Below are 20,167 nucleotides of genomic sequence, written 5' to 3' on the forward strand. Positions count from 1 at the left end.
TTTAAAAATAGCACCGGGATATGACATTCAACGGCTTTTTTTCAGGCCGTTTGGCAATTGCCTTGCACTTTTTTGATGCAGGTCATTTCCGGTAGCGGTTTAGGCAAAACGCCAGTATCCAGGGGCCATGCATTGGCCATTGAAGCGCTGGAGGAACTTCGGCAAGCTGCGCCTTTCCGTCCCCCGAGTACCTTAATGTCTGCCCTTGATGATAGCCCGGCGCAAACCCAGGCCACCGGCGAGACGGTGCTGCGCTATCACCTGTGCTGGAAGCACCGCGACCTCGATGGCGTCATGGCGCTGTATCACCCGGAAATCCAGTACAACGACTTTTTCCAGAACCGCACCCTGGGCCTGGACGAGTTGCGCGAATACGTGCGCAACAGCATGCCGCGCGCGCCCGACGAGGCCCTGGAGCACAGCGACCGCATACGCCTGGACGGCAATACCGCGTTCATTCAATACCAGGTGACCCTGCGCGGCGGGCAGGGCCTGGTGTCGTTTCGCGCCAGCGAGGCGATCACCGTGCGCGACGGCTTGATCTGGCGGGTCAACGAATACGCTTCCCTGGTGCGCGAGGCGGCGCCGAGCAAGGCCGGTGGCGGCGCGCGGCCGGCGGCCAGCCGCCTGGGCCTGTCGCCGCGCCAGCTGAGTTTCATGGCCGAGGACCTGCAGCAGTATTTCGAGCGCCAGCAGCCATACCTCGACCCGGAGCTGGACCTGCAGCGGGTGGCGAAGGAGTGCGGCTACAGTCGCAACCAGATCTCCTACCTGCTCAACCAGGTGCTGGGGCAGAGTTTCTATCGCTACGTGAACCAGGCACGCCTGCAGCATTTGCTGGCGGCGCTGGACCAGGCCGCGCCGCCGCTGCGTATCGATGAGCTGGCATTCGCCGCCGGCTTCAATTCGCTGTCGGCGTTCTACAGCTGTTTCCGCCAGCACACCGGCCTCTCGCCCAAGGCTTATGCCAAGCAAATTTCTTTGCGTGCACGCGCGCAAGACAGCCCCTGAGCCCAGGCACTAGGATCGCCGCATTCGAAGTTCGGGTGGCGGAGTGCGTGTATGCCAGCGTGGCGCAACATCAGTTTATGGATGGATCAGCTCGACGAGCCGCTGCTGGCCCGGCCGTCGCTGGAGCAGGACCTGGATGTCGACGTGGCGATCATCGGCGCCGGTTATACCGGGCTGTGGACCGCCTATTACCTCAAGCGCCTGGCGCCGACCCTGAACATCGCCATCGTCGAGGCGCAGACCGCCGGCTTCGGTGCCTCCGGGCGCAACGGCGGCTGGCTGATGGGCAATCTGTTGGGGGAGGACCGGCTGCTGGCCGGGCTCAGCGTGGAGCAGCGCCGCGCCTCCTTCGACCTGCTGCACGGTATTCCCGATGAGGTGGCCAGCGTCCTTGAACGTGAAGGCATCGACTGCGATTACCGCAAGGGCGGGGTGCTGTACTGCGCCGCGCGTTACCCCGAGCAGGAAATCACCCAGCGCCGCTACCTGGACAAGCTCTACCGCCAGGGCCTCGACGAGCGCGACTACCGCTGGCTGAGCCCCGAGCAACTGGCCCGGCAGATCCGCGTGGCCAAGGCCTACGGCGGCATCTACGCGCCCCATTGCGCGACCATCCAGCCGGCGAAGCTGGTACGTGGCCTGGCGCGGGCCGTGGAGCGCCTGGGCGTGCCTATCTACGAAAACAGCCCGGTCAGCCACTGGCAGTCCGGCAGCCTGCAAACCGCCACGGCCAGCGTGCGTTGCCGCTGGATAGTGCCGGCGGTGGAGGGCTATTCGGTAACCCTGCCGCCCCTGGGCCGTTACCAGCTGCCGGTGCAAAGCCTGCTGGTGGCCACCGAGCCCTTGCCAGCCGCGACCTGGGACGAGATTGGCCTGAGCCAGGGCCAGGCGTTCAGCGAAAGCAGCCGCCAGGTCACCTACGGCCAGCGCACCGCGGATAACCGCCTGGTGTTCGGCGCCCGCGGCGGCTACCAGTTCGCCGGCAAGCTGCGCCACGACTTCGACCTGACCCGCAGCGAAGTCGAGCTGCGACGCTACCTGTTCAGCGAGCTTTTCCCGCAGCTGAAAAACGTGCGGATCACCCATTCCTGGGGCGGCAACCTGGGCATGTCGCGGCACTTCCGGCCACACATGCTCTGCGACCGTCGACACGGCATCGCCTTGTCCGGCGGCTACGGCGGCGAAGGCGTGGGCGCCAGCAACCTGGGCGGGCGGACCCTGGCCGAGCTGATTCTCGAGCGCGACAGCGAGCTGACCCGCCAGCCCTGGGTGATCCCCGAGGGTGGCCTCGACGCCTTGCGCGCCTGGGAACCGGAGCCGTGCCGCTGGCTGGGCTACAACGCGATCATTCGCAGCTTCGTCCATGAAGACCAGACCCTGGCCAACCCGGCCACGCCGCCCTGGCGCCGCCGCCTGGCCAGCCGGGTGGCGGGTTTCATGGAAGGGCTGATGCACTGAGCCAGGTTTTTTACAGCGGTTTTTCCATCGACAGGTAACGCCATGAGCATCACTCAATTCAAGAACACCGCCCACGCCACCCTGGAGCAGTCGGCCCCGGTGGCCGTGCCCCTGGGCAGCCCGGTCGCCGTGACTTCGGTGACCTGCGTCGAGCGCAACGACGGCGTCGAAACCGGCATCTGGGAGTGCACGCCCGGGCGCTGGCGGCGGCAGATCGTTGCGCAGGAGTTCTGCCATTTCATCCAGGGGCGTTGCACCTTCACTCCGGACAACGGCGAACCCCTGCTTATAGAAGCCGGCGATGCACTGATGTTGCCGGCCAACAGCACCGGGACCTGGGACATCCAGGAAACCGTGCGCAAGACCTATGTGTTGATTTTCTGATCCTTTGATTGCCTGCCAATAAAAACAACCCACACAGGAATCGCCCCATGATCCGTAAAAAACCGGCTTTATCGCTGTGCGTGCCGTTGCTGCTGGTGGCTTCCTTCAGCCAGGCGGCCGAAACCGTGAAGATCTACAACTGGTCGAGCTACATCGCCCCGGACACCCTGAAGAACTTCCAGAAGGAAACCGGCATCGGTTTCAGCTACGACGTCTACGACAGCAACGAAACCCTGGACGGCAAGCTGATGACCGGTCGCTCCGGTTATGACGTGGTGTTTCCCTCCAACCACTTCATGGCCCGGCAGATCGAGGGCGGGGCGCTGAAGAAGCTCGACAAGAGCCAGTTGCCGAACTGGAAGAACCTCAACCCGGTGCTGCTCGAGGCCTTGCAGACCAACGACCCGGGCAACGAGCACGGCTTCCCGTACCTCTGGGGCAGTACCGGGATCGGCTACAACGTCGCCAAGGTCAAGGCGGTGCTGGGGGACAACGCGCCGGTGGATTCCTGGGACCTGATCTTCAAGCCCGAATACATGCAGAAGCTGCAGAAGTGCGGGGTGGCGATCCTCGACAACGGCCCCGAGCTGCTGCCGGCGGCGCTGAATTACCTGGGCCTGCCGCACCACAGCAAGAACCCCGAGGACTACAAGAAGGCCGAAGCGTTGCTGCTGAAGATCCGGCCTTACGTCAGCTACTTCCATTCCTCCAAGTACACCGGCGACCTGGCCAATGGCGATATCTGCGTGGCGGTGGGCTTCTCCGGCGATGTGCTGCAAGCCGATAGCCGGGCCAAGGAAGCCAAGAACGGCGTGGAAATCGGTTATGCGATTCCCAAGGAAGGCGCGCCGATCTGGTTCGACATGGTGGCCATGCCCAACGACGCGCCGGACGAAAAGGCCGGGTACGCCTACATGAACTACCTGCTGCGCCCGGAGGTGATGGCCGAGATCACCAACCATGTGCACTACGCCAACGGCAACGAGCAGGCCGACAGCCTGGTCGACCCGGCCATCAAGAGCGACACCAAGGTCTACCCGAGCCCGGACATGATGGGCAAGCTGTTCGCCCTGGAAGCCATGCCGCTGAATATCGACCGGATCCGCACCCGGGTGTGGAACAAGATCCGTACCGGTAGCTGAGACATTGCGCCGCTCCCCGATCTGGCGACCGGGGAGCGCTGCCTTTATTGCGTTATCTTCAGTCGCATCGCCAGCAGCACGCCCAGCAGCGCGGCCGCCAGCACCAGCGCCGCCGGGGCGGACCAGCCGGCGTAGGCGACGGCGGCACTCAGGGCGATGGGCGCGAGCACCTGGCCCAGGTAGTTGCCTTGCATCACCAGGCCCAGGCACAGCGGGACCAGCGCGGGCTGCGGCGAAGTCAGCGAGGTGCTGGCGAGGATAGTGGCGGGGAGCATGCCGGCCACCGCGCAAAAGAAGAAACACAAGGGGATCACCAGATCGGTCGGCGTGGCCGAGAGGAAGATGCCCATCCCGGAAAGCCCCATGACGATACTGGTGCCGGCAAGCAGGACTTGCGGGCGGACGCCGCGTGACAGCAGCAGGCCGGCGCCGATGTTGCCGATGATATTGACCGCCACCACCGCGGCGCTGACCAGCCCGGCGCTGGTGATCGACAACCCGACGCGCTGCATGAGGAACACCGGCAGGAAGGCCATCACCGCGAAGAACTGCAGGTTGTAGGCGGTGAACATCAGCGCCATCAGCAGCGGCTGGCGGGCGCGCAGCACGCTGCTCAGGGAGTGGCGCAAGCCGGATTGCGGTTGGTGGCGCAGCGCCAGCGAGTCCCTGGGTGTGGTCAGCGGCAACAGCAGGGCCGCCAGCAAGGTAAGGGCCGCGCCCGCGATCCAGCCCTGTTGCCAGCCCCCCAGCAATGGCCCGATAAGCATCGAGGTGCCGATACCGAACGCCATGAAGGTGCTCCAGATACCGAACACCAGATTGCGTTTGTGCGCCGGGACCAGGCGGTTGAGCACCGCCGGTGCCGCGACCACCACCATGACGAACCCCAGGCCTTCGACAAAACGCGTGGCCAGCAGCCCGTGGAAGTCATGCAGGCTGGCACCCAATGCGCTGGCGGCGCACATGATCAGCAGGCCGAGGGCCAGCAGATAACGGTCGCCCCAGCGCTGCACAAGGATGCCGGCGGCGATGCCGCCAAACACCCCGACCAAGGGGAAGGCCGACATGACCCAGCTCAGGGACTCCAGGGAGCGGCCGAACTCCTGTTGCAACTCGGGCAGGGCGATGGTGGCCTTGCCGATATGCAGCGCCGCGGCAATGCCGGCAAACAGCACGTTGAACACCGCGGGCCAATAGGCGGTATCGGCGACGGCGTAGCTGAGGGTGTCTGGCTTGGTTGAGGTCATGGGCTTCTCCGAAGGCAGGCGCGCGAGGATGGTCGGGGTGCGGCGCGCCACTGGGTCGGAGCTGACTGTAAAAGTTAAAGTTGACTTCAAGTCAATCGACAAAAACGGGATGTTGCGTTCTGTCCATGACGTCATTCAGCGGCTGATCCCGCCGGGCGCAATGCCCGGGCGGAACGGTGCCAGAAGCGGGGTGGTGATAGTGTCGACGCCCGGTCGGGCGCCGTGGGTGAGGCGTCAGGCTTCAGGTGAACTGGGTGTTTTCCGGCAGCAGGGCGCCGCCATCGACGATCAGGGTCTGCCCGGTGATATAGCTGGCCTGTTCGGACGCGAGAAACAGCATGGCATGGGCAATATCCTGCGGGCTGCCCAGGCGCTTGAGCGGGATGCCCCTGGCCAGGGCCGCGCAATCGCCAAGGTTGGCCATGGCCTGGGTGGCGATCAGGCCGGGTTCGACGCCATTGACGGTGATCCGGTGTTCGGCCAGTTCCAGGGCCGCCGCGCGGATGAAGCCGTTGACCCCGGCCTTGGACGCGGCGTAGTGGGACAGCCCGGGAATCGCCGTGCGCGGCCCGGTCACCGAAGAGGTGATGACGATGCGCGGGTGTTCGGCCCGGCATAACGCCGGCAGCGCCGCCTGGGTCAGCCAGAAACAGCTCTTGAGGTTCACCGCCAGGGTCGACTCGAGGATTTCGTCCCTCAGGTCGCGCAGGTTCTCCATCGGAAACACCGCGGCGTTGTGCACCAGCAGGTCCAGCCCGCCAAAGGTCCTGAGGGTGGCGGCTACCGCCTGGTTGGCCGCGGCCCGGGTGCTCAGGTCCACGGTCAGCAGCTCGGCGCTGCCGCCGGCTTCGCGGATCAGGCGCAGGGTCTCGGTGCCCGAGGCTTCGCTGCGGGTGGCGAGCATTACCTTGGCGCCCTGGGCGGCGAAGACTTGCGCGATGGCGCGGCCAATGCCTTGGCCGGAGCCGGTGACCAGGGCGATACGGCCGGTGAGGTCGAGCATCATGGGTTTTCTCCTTGAGTGACGGTGCCCAGGCATTCGTCCAGCAGACGGTTGTGCAGGTCGACGTCGTCGCTGGTGGCCGCCGGGCACAGCAGCGCCATGTTGTGGAACGGGGTCAGCAACACCCCGCGGTTGAGCAGGTAGAGATGCAGGTAGGCCTCGATCAGGCCATGACGGGCATGGTGGGCTTCGCCGCCGTTGCGCGGCGCGTGGTCCATGAACAGGTATTCGACCCGGGCGCCGATCCGCGTCACGTGCCAGGGCAGGCGGTGCTTGGCGATCAGCGCCTGGACCCCGGCCCGCAGGCGCTCGGCCAGGGCGATCATGTGCGCGTAGTTGGCTTCGCTCATGACCTCGCTGAAGGTGGCGCGCATGGCCGCCATCTGCAGGGCGTTGCCGGCCAGGGTGCCGCCGAAGCCGAAGTGGTTGATCGCCTGCCCGGGCTGGAAGTGCGGCAGCACCTGCCAGATGCGCTCGGCCATGGCCTGGCTGGTCCCCCAGACGGCGGTGGGGATGCCGCCGGCGATGCATTTGCCGAGCACGAAGAAGTCCGGTTGCAGGCCGTGTTCGCCGCTGTAGCCGGCCGGGCCGCAGGAGATGGTGTGGGTTTCGTCGATGATCAGCGGCACATCGAAACGCCGGGTCAGCTCGCGCAAACCATCGTGGAAGCCGGGGGCAGGCGGGACCATGCCGACGTTGGTCATGAAGGGCTCGGTCAGCACCGCGGCCACATCGCCATGGGCCAGTGCCGCCTCCAGTGCCGGCAGGTCGTTGAACTCCACCAGCCGGGTGGTGGCGTCGTGCCGCAGGCCATTGGCGTGCACGCCTTCGCGGGGAATCATCTGGCCGTCGGCGTCGAACTCGACCTGGGACTCGTCGACGCTGCCGTGGTAGTTGCAGTTGAACACCAGCACTTTCTCCCGGCCGGTGATCATCCGGCACAGGCGCAGCACGAAACGGTTGGCGTCGGTGGCGGAGGTGGTGACCTGCCAGAACGGCAGGCCGAAGCGCCGTACCAGTTCCTCGCCGACCCACAGGCTGTCGGCGGTCGGCAGCATCAGGGTCGAGCCGTGCCGGGCCTGGTGGGCGATGGCGTCGGCCACGGCGGGCTGGCCATGGCCGAACATGGCGCCGGTGTCGCCCAGGGCGAAGTCGACGTAGCGGTTGCCGTCGCAGTCGGTCAGCGTCGCGCCCTGGGCGTCGGCCACCAGGATCGGGTACAGCCCCGGCCATTGCTGCATCCAGTGCAGCGGCGCGCCGTACAGCCAGTGCTTGAGGTTTTCCCGGTAGAAGCCGGCGGAACGCGGGTGGCGTTCGGCGAACAGCTGCAGCTCGGATTGGTAACGGCTGGCGACGCGGTCGAGATTGAGGCCGAGGGTCATGATTGGAGTCCTGTGGGATTTAGAGGAGGAAGGCGGGGCCTGGGTAGCCGCTGCCGAGCTATAGCGAGGCTGCGATCGGCAACGCAGTTGCCGCGAAACCTGCGCTTGCGGTGCGTCAGGCGGAACGCGTTGCCCGGATTGCGCCCGCTGCGCGGTCGATCGCAGCCTCGCTGTCGCTCGGCAGCGGCTACAGGTGGCTACAGGCGGCTACGGGTTGGCATCAGGTGTAATCGGTGCGGTTCAGCACATGGGCGAGGGCGCCCACCGGGAAGTTGCTGGGGGTGGCGAAGTCGGTGCCCTGGTAGCCGAAGATCTTGCCGTCGGTCCTGCCCGCTTGCAGGTCGATCAGCACCAGGCCCAGGGTCGGCACGATCTTTTCGCGCCAGACGAACAGGTACAGCTGTTCGGCGATCTTGTAGCAATGGCAGCGATCGGTGTCCGCCAGGCCCTGCTCGACGCCCTTGAGGCATTGCCAGCTGTAGAAGTTGCGGTTCAGGTAAACGTGCTCGTAGGCCTCGGTGGCGCTGTAGATGTACTGGTTGCGCAGGCCGACCAGCTCTTCGCTCAGCGCGTGTTGCGCGCTGCTGGCGCTGTGCGGTGCGTCGATGCTGCCATGGATGAACTGGGCCTGGACGCTGGTCAGCTCGCGGCCGGACAGGGCGCGGCTGAACAGATCGACCCGGGTCTCGGCCTGGCTTGGCATCTGCCCGATCACCGCGGTGAAGAGGTTCCGGCCCAGGTCGAGGATCAGGCTCACCGAGTGGACCTGGCCGTTCTCCGACTTGAGAAAGTCCACCAGGTAAATGCCGGAACGTATTGAAGTGGCTCGATAAATAGCCTCGCCGCAGGCTTGGCTTTCAGTGTCCCGCCAATGCAGCGTCTGTGAGCCGAACAGGTGTTCGATGCGCCAGCCGTTGGCGAAATGCAGGGTCAGGCTGCGGCCGTTGAGGTCATCCAGGCTGGGCAGGACATGGTTGTCGGCGGCAAAGCCTTCGGCCAGGGCGCCAACGGTAATCCATTCGGGTTGCAGGTTCATGAGGGCGGTTCTTGTCGATGAAGGAGAACCTCATGTTCAGCGTGCAAGCCCTTGTTGCCCATCAACCGAATGGTTGAGGCGCGACGGTTTTTTACAGGAACAGCGCGCTCACCAGCTCGGTGCGGTTGTTCACCCCGACCTTGCGGAACAGGTTGATCAGGTGGGTCTTGACCGTCGGCAGGCCCAGCGCCAGTTGCTGGGCGATGGTCTTGTTGCAGGCGCCGTCGCGCAGCAGCCAGGCGATCTGCCGCTCCCGGGGCGTGAGGGCCTCCAGGCGTTCGTCGTGGCGCGAATAGGGCGCCTGGGCGGCGATTTCCAGCAGGCCTTGCAGCACATGCAGGGTGCTCAGTTCGTCAGGTTGGAACGGGCCCAGGCTGGCGTCGCGCAGTAGGGACAGGCCGGCGATCGGGCTGCCGCTGGCATTGCGCGCGAGGATCTCCACCACATCCAGCACCCCATGGCGTTGCAGGAAGCCCTGGTAAACCTCGGTTTCATGCCGACCCTGCTGGGCCATGCCCATGTGCAGCGACAGCACCGGGCGGCCCGCCGCCACGCAGTTACGCGGGCGCAGTGGGTCGTAGTGCCGGTAGCGTTGCAGGTAGGCCTCATGCATCTGCTGGCTCATGTGATACAGCGAGAAATGCTCGGCCTGCAGCTGCGCGTCGATGCGGTAGAAGGCGCACAGGGTCGCTGGCACCACCCGGGTAAAGGCGCCGATGCAGCGCTGGCCGAGTTCATGGGCGTTGGGCAGGGGGCTGTTGAGGCTATGGGTACTGATCATCGAAGGGCTCCTGGCGGATACTGACGGCTTCGCGTCAATGGGCAGAAGAAGCGGGCAAGTCGCGATGCAGTATGGACATTGTCGGGAATGTCGGAGGGCAAAAAAACGCTGCCGGTTCCAACGCCCGGGAGGCGAGGGACACGGCAGCGGCTATCAGGGCCTCAGCGGCGGGCCTGGGTGAAGCCCAGCTCCAGGGCCGCGACTATGGCGTCGATCTGCGGTGGCTGGATCACCAGCGGCGGCGACAGGATGATCTTGGTCCCCACCGGACGCACCATCACCCCATTGTCGCGAGCGATCTGCGCCACCTGGTTGGCATAACCGCCCATGGGGTCGATCGGCTCGCGGGTGCTCTTGTCGGCCACCAGGTCGAGGGCGATCATCAGGCCCTTGCCGCGCACTTCACCGACGCTGTCGAAGCGTTCGGCGAACGGCAGCAGCTTATTGAGCATGTAGTCGCCCATTTTCGCGGCGTTGGCCGGCAGGTCTTCCTTGACCACGATGTCGAGGCTGGCCAGGGCCGCCGCGCACGCCACCGGGTGCCCGGAGTAGGTGTAGCCGTGCATGATCGCGCCGGTGAAGTTGGCGTTCTTGCTGAACGCCGACTCGATCCGCTCGTTGACCACCGTGGCGCCCAGCGGGATGTAGCCGGAGGTGATGCCCTTGGCCAGGCACATGATGTCGGGTTTCACGCCCCACAGGCGGCTGCCGAACATCGAGCCGCTGCGGCCGAAACCAGTCACCACTTCGTCGGCGATCAGCAGCACGCCGTACTTGTCGCAGACCTCGCGGATCAGCGGCCAGTAGTTGGCCGGCGGCACTATCACGCCGCCGGCGCCCTGGATCGGCTCGGCGATAAAGGCCGCGACGGTGTCGGGGCTCTGGAACTGGATTTCCCGCTCGAGCAGGTCGGCGCAGATCTTGCCGAGTTCTTCCGGGTCCTGGCTGTAGGGGTTGCGGTACAGCCACGGGGTGTCGACGTGGAAGCAGCCGGGCAGCAGGGGCTCGTAGTTGCGCCGGAACACCGTGTTGCCGTTGACCGAGGCGCCGCCGAAATGGGTGCCGTGGTAGCCCTGGCGCAACGAGATGAACTTGGTGCGATCGGCCTGGCCTTCGAGTTTCCAGTACTGGCGGGCCAGTTTCAGCGCGGTCTCGATGGCGTCCGAGCCGCCGGAGCTGAAGGCCACGCGACGCATGCCCTCGGGTTCCAGCAGGTTCATCACCACCCGCGACAGCTCTTCGGCGCGCGGATGGCTGACGCCGTCGAACAGCTGGAAGTATTCCAGTTCGTCCAGTTGGGCAGTGATCGCCGCCTTCACTTCCTTGCGGTTGTGGCCGACGTTGACGTTCCACAACCCGGCGACGCCATCCACCAGTTGGTGGCCCTGGTCGTCGTACACATAGCAGCCATCGCCGCGGACAATACGAATCGGCTCGCGTTGTTGCATTTCGTTGGGGTGCAGCATGGGATGCCAGAAGCGGCTTGGTTCGCTCACGTTGAGTCTCCTGAAAACGCACGGACAGCGTGGGACATAGTAGTGCGCCCTTTACCGGATGCGTGCTTGCCTCTGTGTGCCAGGTACTTGATCGCCACTGCCATCGATCCGCTGTCCCTGATTTCGCTATCCACCTGGAAAACCGTGTTGGCAGGATTTACGACCGCTGCGCGGCCGAGCGCAGGCTTCGCCAGCGGCTACAGGGCACGCGGCGCTTGTGTAGCCGCTGCCGAGCTCGCGAGGCTGCGATCGGTTGCGAAGCAACCGTAAATCCTGAGTCCGCAATCTGTCTGGAAAAACGCGTTGGCAGGTTTGGCGACGGCTGCGCCGCCGATCGCAGACTGCGCCAGCGGCTACAGGGCACGCGGCGTTGTGTAGCCGCTGCCGAGCTCGCGAGGCTGCGATCGGTTGCGAAGCAATCGCAAATGCTGAGTCCGCGGTCTATCTGGATAGATACGCCAGTGGCGGCAAAAGCGTGTGTCGCGGTTTCCCTGGCAGCCAGTGGCAAGTTTCGCGGCAGCCAGGATCAAGACGCTGGCCGGCGTTGGTCTCAGAGTTCGATCCATGAGGCCAACTAGCGAGGATTGCCCATGAGTATTGCCATCGACCCACGTGTCGCCGCCTTTATCGACAGCCAGCACGGCCTGTTGATCGACGGGCGCAGCCAGCCGGCCTTGTCCGGTGCGCAGATGCCGGTGTTCAACCCGGCCACCGGCGAAGAGCTGACCCGCGTCGCCGCCGGCGCCGACGCCGATATCGACCTGGCCGTGGCCGCCGCGCGACGGGCCTTCGAGGGGCCCTGGGCGGCGCAGCGCCCGGCGGATCGCGAGCGCCTGCTGCTGAAGCTGGCGGATCTGCTGGAAGCCCACGGCGAGGAACTGGCGCAGCTGGAAACCCTCAACAACGGCCAGTCGATCCACCTGGCCCGAGCCCTGGAAGTTGGCGCCGCTGCCGAGTTCACCCGCTACATGGCGGGCTGGGCGACCAAGATCGAAGGCAAGAGCCTCGACCTGTCCATCGCCGCCGTTCCCGGCGCCCGCTACCGCGCCTATACGGTGCCGGAGCCGGTGGGCGTGGTCGGGGCCATCGTGCCGTGGAATTTCCCCTTGTTGATGGCCATCTGGAAGATAGTGCCGGCCCTGGCCTGCGGCTGCACCGTGGTGCTCAAGCCGGCCGACGAAACCCCGCTGACCGCCTTGCGCCTGGGCCAGTTGTGCCTGGACGCCGGGATCGCCCCGGGGGTGGTCAACGTGGTCACCGGCAGCGGCGCCCAGGCCGGCGCGGCCCTGTCCGCGCACAAGGGCATCGACAAGCTGGCGTTCACCGGTTCGACCCAGATCGGCAAGGTCATCGGCCATGCGGCGGTGGACAACATGACCCGGTTTTCCCTGGAGCTGGGCGGCAAGTCGCCGGTGATCGTGCTCGATGACTGCGACCCCCAGGCCGCGGCCGCCGGCGCCGCCGGGGCGATCTTCTTCAACCAGGGGCAGGTCTGCACCGCCGGTTCGCGCCTGTATATCCAGCGGGCGATCTTCGACCAGGTGCTGGAGCGCCTGGCGGCCATCGCCGGCTCCCTGAGCATCGGCCCCGGGCTGGACGAACAGGCACAGATCAACCCGCTGATTTCCGCCAAGCAGCAGAAGCGCGTGCTGGACATGATCGGCCAGGGCGTGGCCGACGGCGCCCGGGTGCTGTGCGGCGGGGTCGCCTATGGCGAGCAGGGCTTCTATGTGCGGCCGACGGTACTGGCCGACGTGCACGCGGGCATGCAGGTGGTGCGCGAGGAAATCTTCGGCCCGGTGGTGGTGGCCACGCCTTTCGACGATATCGACGAGGTGGTGGCGCTGGCCAACGACAATCAGTACGGGCTGGGGGCGAGCATCTGGTCCAACGACCTGGCCAAGGTCATGGACCTGATCCCGCGGATCAAGGCCGGCACGGTCTGGGTCAATGCCCACAACATGCTCGACCCGTCGATGCCGTTTGGCGGCTACAAGCAATCGGGCATCGGTCGCGAAATGGGCCATGCGGCGATCGAGGCGTACACCGAGAACAAGTCGGTGTGCATCGCATTCTGACCTGTAGCCGCTTGCCGCAGGCTGCGATCGCGCCCGTAGGGTGCGCAAGATCTCAAGATCGCCGAAGGCCTTCGGCCTTATCGCAGCCTGCGCCAGCGGCTACAGTCGGATGCAGTCATCCGGCGACTGCAGGCTGCGCAGACAGCCAGTAACACGCACGCCCGGCGTGCCCTTGAAATGCCTAGAACAACAACATCACCCATGCTTTCGAGGTTTAGCACCATGTCTTTCAACGACAGACTCACCCGCCACCTGAACCAGGGCGTGGTCGGCTTTCCCACGGCCCTGGCCAGCGCCGTCGGCCTGATCATGGCCAGCCCGGTGATCCTCACCGCCACCACCGGCTTCGGCATCGGCGGCGGGGCGTTCGCCGCGGCCATGCTGATCGCGATGCTGATGATGCTCGCGCAATCGACGACCTTCGCCGAAGCGGCCTGCATGATTCCCACCACCGGCTCGGTGTATGACTACCTGGCCTGCGGCCTGGGGCGCTTCTTCGCGATCACCGGGACCATTTCCGCCTACCTGATCGTGCATGTGTTCGCCGGCACGGCGGAAACCATCCTCAGCGGCGTCATGGCCCTGGTGAACTTCGAGTCCCTCAACACCCTGCTGGAACAGAGCGGCAGCGCCTGGCTGGTGGGTGTCGGGCTGGTGATCTTCTTCGGCCTGCTGAACGCCGTGGGCATCACCGCGTTCAGCCGGGCCGAGGTGATCCTCACCTTCGGCATGTGGACCACCCTGATCATCTTCGGCGTGGTCGGGGTGTTCAAGGCGCCGGCGGTGGAGCTGAGCGGCTGGTTCGGCGAGTCGATGGTCGGCACCGACCTGACCACCATTCTTTCGCTGGTGGGCATGGCCATGTTCATGTTCGTCGGTTGCGAGTTCGTCACGCCGCTGACGCCGGAGGTGCGCAAGGCGGCGAAAACCATTCCCCGGGCCATGGCCCTGGGGCTGGTGGGGGTGGCCACCTGCATGTTCATCTACGGCGCGGCGATGAAGCGCCAGGTGGCGAACAGTGCGCTGAGCGAAGACGGCAGCGTGCACCTGCTGGACACGCCCATGGCCATCCCGCAGTTCGCCGAGCAGGTGATGGGGCCGTACGGGCGGATCTGGCTGGGCGTCGGCCTGCTGTTCGCCGGGGCAGCGACCATCAACACGCTGATGGCCGGGCTGCCGCGCATCCTCTATGGCATGGCGCTGGACGGCGCGCTGCCCAAGGCCTTCACCTACCTGCACCCGCGCTTCAAGACGCCGCTGCTGTGCATCGCCGTGGCGGTGCTGATTCCCTGCCTGCACGCCTGGTGGCTGGGCGGCAGCACGGACAACATCATGCACCTGGTGCTGGCCGCGGTCTGCGCCTGGAGTACCGCCTACCTGCTGGTGACCCTGGCGGTGGTGGTGCTGCGTATCCGTCGTCCGGATTTGCCGCGGGCCTACAAGTCGCCCTGGTTCCCGCTGCCGCAGATCGTCTCGTCGATCGGCATCCTCCTGGGCATGTGGTTCATCACGCCGCCGGGGATGAACCCGCGGGACATCTACGTGCCCTTTGGCAGCATGCTCGGCCTGACGGCGATCTATGCGCTGGTCTGGACGGTCTTCGTGCAGAAGGTCAACCCATTCCGCCCGGTGCCGGTGGAAGAGGTGCTGGAGAATGCCTTCAACCTGCAATCCCCTGAAACCCAAGCGCAGACCCTGCCTGGAGCCAAGCCCAATGAGCAGTACAAGCTGGCGGCAAAACCTCTCTGAGTTCTGGCGGCGGCCACCCTCGGGTTATCGCCCGGGGGTGACCCTGAGCCAGTTGCGCCGCGACCTGCCAGGGCTCGACTGTGCCGCGCAGGCCCCCGGGCTGGCGCACTTCACCTGGGCTGAGGAGGGCTTGGGCTTCGAGGTCCAGGAGCTGCCACAGGCGCAATTCCTGATGCATCTGGTGGTCTGCGAATTTCGCCTGCGCGTCCCCGGTTCGCCGGGGCCGCAGGCGCGGATCGATATCCGCCATACCGGCGCGATCCGTCGCCAGGGCGTCGCTGCAGGCCTGAAGCAGGGCGCTCAAGAAGAGTGGGCAGGGCTGTTGCAGCAGCTGCACAGCGATCCGCAACTGCTGGCGGCGTTGCTGCCGCTGGACTTCAAGCGCCTGCAACTGCAGCGCGACGAGCAGGGCTGGCTGGTGCGCCTGGAGCATTTCGGCGCCAGCGAGGTGGTCAACCGGCTGCCCGGTTTCCGCCGTTATATCCGTCTGAGCGCCGAGCAGCGTGGCGCCTTGCTGGCGGCTTTCAAACGTCTGCATTCCCTGTTGCGCAATCACTGAGCCATGCCCACCCGTGCTGGCACAGCCCGTGCTTAGGCTATAACAGACTATCCATTGCGCCGCGCTTCCTTGCCCGGCAAATAGATAACATGTTAATGATATCGCCATAACAACAAAGGCGGTTTCAGCCGGCTTCTGGAGGTGCACAGTGCTTGCTTCGCAAAGTTTCGGTTCCTGGATTGACGCATTGCAGGGGGTTTGCGGTCGCTTCGACGCCCGCCAGGCGTTGAACTCGGCGTTGTTCATCGGTGAAGTCGGCTTGCGCGACTACGCCGGGCTCGAAGTGGCGCAGATCCGCACCAATGCCGGACTGATCTCGCGCAAAAGCACCAGCGTCGATCACGAAGACGACCGCTTCTGCTTCTTGATCATGCAGCGCAGCGGCCATGCCCAGATCAGCCAGGGCGGCGAGCGCATCGAACTGGCGCCGGGGGAAATGGCCTTGCTGGACTCCGCCGGGGCCTGTGAAATTGTCCCTCACGGCTTGATCGAACATGCCTCGCTGCATTTGTCCCGGGACGAGGTGTATCGCCATCTGCCGGCGCAGCAGCGCAAGTTCGGCAAGCTCTCGCAGAATTGCGCCAGTGGCCGTTTGATGCGCCTGCTGGTGGAGCAGATCTGTGGCGACGAGCTGCAAGGTTGCGCCGCCCAGCAGGAAGGCCAGGCGTTGCAGGAAGCGCTGATCGCCTTGCTCGGCCCGACCCTGCGCCAGACGCCCGGCGCGAGCCTCGACGGCTACGACAGCCAGCACGGCGGTTGCCTGCGCAGCCAGGCCCGGCAGCTGATCAACCAGTCCCTCACCGAGCCCAACCTGACCCCGGTATCACTGGCCAGCCAGATGAATATCTCGGTGCGCCAGCTGTACCGGCTGTTCGAAGAGCAGGGCGACAGCGTCTGCCGTTTCATCCAGCGCGCGCGCCTCGACCGCAGCGCGGCGGACCTGAGCAACCCGCGCCTGCGCCACGCGTCGATCACCGACATTGCCTTCAAGTGGGGGTTCACCGACTCGGCGCACTTCAGCCGCACCTTCAAGAAGCATTTCGAGCAGTCGCCACGGGATTACCGGGCTCGTTCGCTGAACGCCTGAGGTCCGATCAACCCCAATCCTGTAGGAGCGAGCTTGCTCGCGATAGGGCCGGTGCATTCAACAGGGTTGTCGCCCGCAGGATTGCCATCGCGAGCAAGCTCGCTCCTACAGTTGGGCTGGTTTGCCTGTAGGAGCCAGCGAGCTTGCTCGCGACAAAACCGGTGATGCCTTACGGATTCTCCAAGTCGTGCCCCAGGGACTGGATAAACAGCGAGAACAGTTCCGGCTGTGAAGAAATGTCCAGCTTGGCGTAGAGATGGCGCCGGTGCACCTTGATGGTGTCCGGCGAGATCTTCAGCCGCTCGGCCATGGCCTTGGAAGAAAAACCGCGGAGGATCAGCCGGGCGATCTCCACTTCCCGATCCGACAAAACGCCACAGCCGAAATGACTGAGGGCGTCGCGGATCTGGCTGGCCATTTCTTCCGCGGCGGGCGCTGGCGGACGCTGGTTGCTTTGCTGCCAGTGCTGCTGCATCAGCGGCAGGACCCAGGCCGAGAAGGTGGTGAGCTGGCCGATTTCCTCGGCGCTGAAGGGTCGCTGCATGCCCAGCGACAGGGACAGGGTGCCGGCCTCCGGGATCTGCAGGATGAACTGCAGCTCGTCCTCCAGCACGTTGTCGTGGAAGTAGCTGGAGAAATATTCGGTCTGCCGGAAATGGTCCGGCGCCACTTCTTCCAGGCGGTACAGGCCGTTGGGGTAGCCCTCGCGGCAGGCCTGGAAAAACGGGTCCAGCAGGTACAGGCCGTTGAGGTAGGTGAGCATCGACGCTGGCTTGTCCGAGGGCTCGGCATCGTATTCCTCGAGGGCGATGGGCAGGCCGTTGTGGGGATAGAAGATCGCCAGGGCGTTATCGAACGGCAAGGCCTGGTGCAGCAACAGCACCAGTTGCTTCCAGAAGCGCTCGCCGCCGATCTGCGAGAGGGTGCGCCCGAGTCCGGCATGCATGCCGATTTCCCTGAACAGAGTGATCAAATAGGTGGCTCCGCGTCGATGTTGCTGTGGCCTGGCGTGCTGCTTTGCGCCAGCTGGAAGCACGGTTTCGGCGATTTGCCCGGCCACGTCAAGGGGGAGTACTCCAATAGGGGAATTGGCCCTGTACCCCCGGCTGCCTAAAGTGGCCTCCATCAAGTGCGACCCAGAGCGCATCCGCCTGACATTCTTCGTTTCTGCCTCAGACCAAAAATAACCACGAGGATAACGACATGAGCTCTCCCTGCGCGCCGCAAGGCGCCCTGAAACCCACGCTGAGCGTGTTCGATGTGGTGGCCATTACCGTGTCGGGCGTGACCCCGGCCAGTTCGGTCTTCGTCATCGCGCCGTTCGCCATTCACCAGGCCGGCAGCGGGGTGTTCCTGGCCTTTGTCATGGCCGGGCTGCTGGCCCTGATGTTCGCCTTCTGCTATGCCGAACTGGGCCGCGCCCACAACAGCGCCGGCGGCGAATATGTGTACGCCAAGCGGGTGTTCGGCGGCATGGCCGGTTACGCGACCTTTCTCACGGTGCTGGTGATGTTGCTGTTCATTCCGCCGGTGCTGGCCACCGGCGCGGCGACTTACCTGAACAACGCCCTGGGCACGCGTTTCGATTCGCAGACTGTGGCCCTGGTGATCGTGGTCTGTAGCTATGCGCTGGGCATCCTCAATATCAAGCTCAACGCCTGGATCACCGGAACCTGCCTGCTGCTGGAGATTGCCGCGCTGCTGGTGATCGTGTTCCTGGGCTTCGGCAACGCCTCGCAGCCGGCGAGCATCCTGCTGCAACCGCAGATCGTCGAGAACGGCGTGCTGCACATGGCGCCCTGGGCCCTGGTGATCGGCGCGGTGGGTATCGGCCTGTTTTCCTACAACGGTTACGGCCCGGCGGTGCTGCTGGCCGAAGACATGAAATGCAAGGGGCAGGGCGTGCACAAGGCGGTGCTCTGGTCGCTGGCGCTGGTGGTGATCATCGAACTGGTGCCGCTGACCGCGCTGCTGATCGGCGCGCCGTCCCTCAGCGCCATGCTCGCCAGCCCCGATCCCATTGGCTATCTGCTCACCAGCCACGGCAACGAAACCCTGTCGCGGGTGGTCAGCGCCGGGATCTTCCTGTCGGTGTTCAATGCGATTGTCGCCATCGTGATCCAGATCGGCCGGGTGGTGTTCTCCAGTGGCCGCGATGCCTTGTGGACGCCGGGCATCAACCGCCTGTTCACGCGCATTCATCCGCGCTGGGACTCGCCGTGGCTGGCCACGCTGTTCCTGGCCGTTCCCTCGGCGGTGCTCAGCTTCAGCTCGAACCTGGCCGACCTGACCTCGTTCAGCGTGCTGCTGATCATGCTGGTGTACCTGATCGTCGCCCTCAGCGCGCTGATGAGCCGGGTGCTGCTGCGCGATCGCGCCCACCCGTACCGCATGCCGCTGTGGCCGTTGCCGGCGCTGCTGGCGGTGATCGGCGCCGGTTATCTGTTGTTCAATCTGTTCCTGGACGCTTCGCTCAGGGACATCATGGTGATCGTCGGCCTGCTGGCGCTGTCGGTGATCCTGTATGGCACCAACGGCCGGTTCAGCCCGGCGTTCCAGAAACTCTAAGGAGAAGTCATGCGCGCACGTCAATTGGGGATCAGCCTGGGCCTGGGTACTCCCGGCCCCTTCAATGCCATCACCGATGTTCCGGGGGTACGGGTAGGCCACAGCACCCTCAGGACCACGGTCGACGGCAAGCAGGTGCGTACCGGGGTGACCCTGATCCAGCCCCGCGAAGGCTTTGCCCGGCTGCAACCCTGTTTCGCCGGCTGCCATGTGCTCAACGGCAACGGCGATGCCACCGGGCTGGAGTGGATCCGCGAGGCGGGCCTGCTGACCACGCCGCTGGCCATCACCAACACCCACAGCGTCGGCGTGGTGCGCGATGCGCTGATCGCCGAGGAACACGCAAGCCTGGCGGACCCTTCGGAATACTGGTGCATGCCGGTGGTGATGGAGACCTACGACGGCCTGCTCAACGACATCTGGGGCCAGCATGTCGGCCCGCAGCAGGTCCGCGAGGCGCTGGCCAATGCCGAGTCCGGGCCGGTGCGCGAGGGCGCGGTGGGCGGCGGCACCGGCATGATCTGCCATGAGTTCAAGGGCGGGATCGGCACGGCTTCGCGCCGGGTGCCGGGGGAGCAGGGCGGCTACACGGTCGGCGCGCTGGTGCAGGCCAACCACGGCAAGCGCGAGGAGTTGCGGGTCGACGGTTATCCGGTGGGGCGGCAATTGACTGGCATTCCGTCGCCCTTCGCCCAGCGCGGTACGCCGGGCATGGGCTCGATCGTGGTGATCCTGGCCACCGACGCGCCCTTGTTGCCGCACCAGTGCCAGCGCCTGGCGCAGCGCGCGTCGATCGGCATCGCCCGCACCGGCGGCGGCACCGAGGATTCCAGCGGCGATATCTTCCTGGCTTTCGCCACCGGCAACCGCGACCTGCCGCCTTCTGCCTATGGGCGCGAGGGCGTGCCCTTCAGCACGCCCCTGGCGATGCTCAACAACGATTACATCTCGGCGCTGTTCAGCGCCGCCGCCGAAGCGGTGGAGGAGGCCATCGTCAACGCCTTGCTGGCCGGCGAACCGATGACCGCGGACAGTGGCGCGAGCGTTCCGGCACTGACCGGGGAAACCTTGTTGGAAGCCATGAAACTAACTGGATGGAACAAACTTTGATGAACTAAAAACTGCGACGTAGTCGGCAAAACTATCTGTACTGTTATTTAATATTTAAATTCTAGATTGTCGGACA

Annotated in this window: 17 protein-coding genes; 10 read left to right on the forward strand and 7 right to left on the reverse strand. The window is 65.2% G+C overall.

Going from position 1 to position 20,167, the window contains the following annotated elements; all coding sequences use genetic code 11:
• The first annotated feature begins 195 nt into the window (after positions 1 to 195).
• Genes PVZ78_RS24175 through PVZ78_RS24190 form a run of 4 tightly spaced genes read left to right on the forward strand, consistent with a single transcriptional unit; the run spans position 196 to position 3,995 of the window.
• The gene (locus tag PVZ78_RS24175; RefSeq protein WP_273829385.1) at positions 196 to 1,011 is read left to right on the forward strand and encodes a helix-turn-helix domain-containing protein; all 816 of its coding nucleotides are present in this window, start codon (positions 196 to 198) and stop codon (positions 1,009 to 1,011) included.
• A gap of 51 nt (positions 1,012 to 1,062) precedes the next feature.
• Entirely contained in the window at positions 1,063 to 2,469 is a 1,407-nt protein-coding gene (locus PVZ78_RS24180) for an NAD(P)/FAD-dependent oxidoreductase (RefSeq protein WP_053269170.1), read from the forward strand.
• 42 nt (positions 2,470 to 2,511) lie between these two features.
• Positions 2,512 to 2,853, forward strand: a complete 342-nt coding sequence (locus PVZ78_RS24185) for a cupin domain-containing protein (RefSeq protein WP_009049235.1) — start codon at positions 2,512 to 2,514, stop codon at positions 2,851 to 2,853.
• A gap of 47 nt (positions 2,854 to 2,900) precedes the next feature.
• Positions 2,901 to 3,995, forward strand: a complete 1,095-nt coding sequence (locus PVZ78_RS24190) for a polyamine ABC transporter substrate-binding protein (protein ID WP_009049234.1) — start codon at positions 2,901 to 2,903, stop codon at positions 3,993 to 3,995.
• 44 nt (positions 3,996 to 4,039) lie between these two features.
• On the opposite strand, the gene PVZ78_RS24195 is transcribed toward PVZ78_RS24190, so the two are convergent.
• The 6 genes from PVZ78_RS24195 to PVZ78_RS24220 form a co-directional block, all read right to left on the reverse strand.
• A complete protein-coding gene (locus PVZ78_RS24195) occupies positions 4,040 to 5,242 on the reverse strand; it encodes an MFS transporter (RefSeq protein ID WP_273829386.1) in 1,203 nt (400 codons plus the stop codon).
• A gap of 241 nt (positions 5,243 to 5,483) precedes the next feature.
• The gene (locus PVZ78_RS24200; protein ID WP_053269168.1) at positions 5,484 to 6,248 is read right to left on the reverse strand and encodes an SDR family oxidoreductase; all 765 of its coding nucleotides are present in this window, start codon (positions 6,246 to 6,248) and stop codon (positions 5,484 to 5,486) included.
• A complete protein-coding gene (locus tag PVZ78_RS24205; RefSeq protein WP_257373550.1) occupies positions 6,245 to 7,627 on the reverse strand; it encodes an aspartate aminotransferase family protein in 1,383 nt (460 codons plus the stop codon). Before PVZ78_RS24205 ends, PVZ78_RS24200 begins: the two co-directional genes overlap by 4 nt.
• Positions 7,628 to 7,847: 220 nt before the next feature.
• Entirely contained in the window at positions 7,848 to 8,663 is an 816-nt protein-coding gene (locus tag PVZ78_RS24210) for a molybdenum cofactor biosynthesis F family protein (RefSeq protein ID WP_273829387.1), read from the reverse strand.
• A 91-nt stretch (positions 8,664 to 8,754) separates the two neighbouring features.
• Entirely contained in the window at positions 8,755 to 9,444 is a 690-nt protein-coding gene (locus PVZ78_RS24215; RefSeq protein ID WP_016703851.1) for a helix-turn-helix transcriptional regulator, read from the reverse strand.
• A gap of 161 nt (positions 9,445 to 9,605) precedes the next feature.
• Positions 9,606 to 10,940, reverse strand: a complete 1,335-nt coding sequence (locus PVZ78_RS24220) for an aspartate aminotransferase family protein (RefSeq protein WP_009049228.1) — start codon at positions 10,938 to 10,940, stop codon at positions 9,606 to 9,608.
• 590 nt (positions 10,941 to 11,530) lie between these two features.
• Here PVZ78_RS24220 and PVZ78_RS24225 point away from each other — a divergent pair.
• The 4 genes from PVZ78_RS24225 (at position 11,531) to feaR (ending at position 16,413) form a co-directional block, all read left to right on the forward strand.
• Positions 11,531 to 13,018: an aldehyde dehydrogenase family protein gene (locus tag PVZ78_RS24225; protein ID WP_273829388.1), complete on the forward strand. Its 1,488-nt coding sequence runs from the start codon at positions 11,531 to 11,533 to the stop codon at positions 13,016 to 13,018.
• A 222-nt stretch (positions 13,019 to 13,240) separates the two neighbouring features.
• Positions 13,241 to 14,767 (forward strand): APC family permease, encoded by a 1,527-nt coding sequence (locus PVZ78_RS24230; protein WP_273829389.1) that lies wholly within the window; start codon positions 13,241 to 13,243, stop codon positions 14,765 to 14,767.
• A complete protein-coding gene (locus PVZ78_RS24235) occupies positions 14,733 to 15,326 on the forward strand; it encodes a DUF3156 family protein (protein ID WP_029527385.1) in 594 nt (197 codons plus the stop codon). The genes PVZ78_RS24230 and PVZ78_RS24235 overlap by 35 nt, the downstream gene beginning before the upstream one ends.
• Before the next feature lie 148 nt (positions 15,327 to 15,474).
• Complete coding sequence (gene feaR, locus PVZ78_RS24240) at positions 15,475 to 16,413, forward strand: transcriptional regulator FeaR (RefSeq protein ID WP_041983590.1); 939 nt, start codon at positions 15,475 to 15,477, stop codon at positions 16,411 to 16,413.
• 169 nt (positions 16,414 to 16,582) lie between these two features.
• Here feaR and PVZ78_RS24245 read toward each other — a convergent pair whose 3' ends face one another.
• Complete coding sequence (locus PVZ78_RS24245) at positions 16,583 to 17,386, reverse strand: helix-turn-helix transcriptional regulator (protein WP_009049223.1); 804 nt, start codon at positions 17,384 to 17,386, stop codon at positions 16,583 to 16,585.
• A 230-nt stretch (positions 17,387 to 17,616) separates the two neighbouring features.
• Between PVZ78_RS24245 and PVZ78_RS24250 the strand changes: the two genes are divergently transcribed.
• Together PVZ78_RS24250 and PVZ78_RS24255 are read left to right on the forward strand one after the other, a co-directional pair.
• Positions 17,617 to 18,981, forward strand: a complete 1,365-nt coding sequence (locus PVZ78_RS24250; protein ID WP_273829390.1) for an APC family permease — start codon at positions 17,617 to 17,619, stop codon at positions 18,979 to 18,981.
• 9 nt (positions 18,982 to 18,990) lie between these two features.
• On the forward strand, positions 18,991 to 20,091 hold the full coding sequence (locus PVZ78_RS24255; protein WP_038632682.1) for a DmpA family aminopeptidase: 1,101 nt from the start codon (positions 18,991 to 18,993) through the stop codon (positions 20,089 to 20,091).
• Positions 20,092 to 20,167: the final 76 nt, after the last annotated feature.

The sequence above is a fragment of the Pseudomonas sp. SBT1-2 genome (assembly GCF_028640875.1).
GTDB lineage: Bacteria > Pseudomonadota > Gammaproteobacteria > Pseudomonadales > Pseudomonadaceae > Aquipseudomonas > Aquipseudomonas chlororaphis_I.

Coding starts and splice junctions, on each gene's coding strand:
- PVZ78_RS24175 (WP_273829385.1), top strand. CDS start 196: ATGTCTGCCCTTGATGATAGCCCGGCGCAAACCCAGGCCACCGGCGAG.
- PVZ78_RS24195 (WP_273829386.1), bottom strand. CDS start 5,242: ATGACCTCAACCAAGCCAGACACCCTCAGCTACGCCGTCGCCGATACC.
- PVZ78_RS24210 (WP_273829387.1), bottom strand. CDS start 8,663: ATGAACCTGCAACCCGAATGGATTACCGTTGGCGCCCTGGCCGAAGGC.
- PVZ78_RS24250 (WP_273829390.1), top strand. CDS start 17,617: ATGAGCTCTCCCTGCGCGCCGCAAGGCGCCCTGAAACCCACGCTGAGC.
- PVZ78_RS24200 (WP_053269168.1), bottom strand. CDS start 6,248: ATGATGCTCGACCTCACCGGCCGTATCGCCCTGGTCACCGGCTCCGGC.
- PVZ78_RS24255 (WP_038632682.1), top strand. CDS start 18,991: ATGCGCGCACGTCAATTGGGGATCAGCCTGGGCCTGGGTACTCCCGGC.
- PVZ78_RS24185 (WP_009049235.1), top strand. CDS start 2,512: ATGAGCATCACTCAATTCAAGAACACCGCCCACGCCACCCTGGAGCAG.
- PVZ78_RS24235 (WP_029527385.1), top strand. CDS start 14,733: ATGAGCAGTACAAGCTGGCGGCAAAACCTCTCTGAGTTCTGGCGGCGG.
- PVZ78_RS24230 (WP_273829389.1), top strand. CDS start 13,241: ATGTCTTTCAACGACAGACTCACCCGCCACCTGAACCAGGGCGTGGTC.
- PVZ78_RS24205 (WP_257373550.1), bottom strand. CDS start 7,627: ATGACCCTCGGCCTCAATCTCGACCGCGTCGCCAGCCGTTACCAATCC.
- PVZ78_RS24215 (WP_016703851.1), bottom strand. CDS start 9,444: ATGATCAGTACCCATAGCCTCAACAGCCCCCTGCCCAACGCCCATGAA.
- PVZ78_RS24190 (WP_009049234.1), top strand. CDS start 2,901: ATGATCCGTAAAAAACCGGCTTTATCGCTGTGCGTGCCGTTGCTGCTG.
- PVZ78_RS24180 (WP_053269170.1), top strand. CDS start 1,063: ATGCCAGCGTGGCGCAACATCAGTTTATGGATGGATCAGCTCGACGAG.
- PVZ78_RS24225 (WP_273829388.1), top strand. CDS start 11,531: ATGAGTATTGCCATCGACCCACGTGTCGCCGCCTTTATCGACAGCCAG.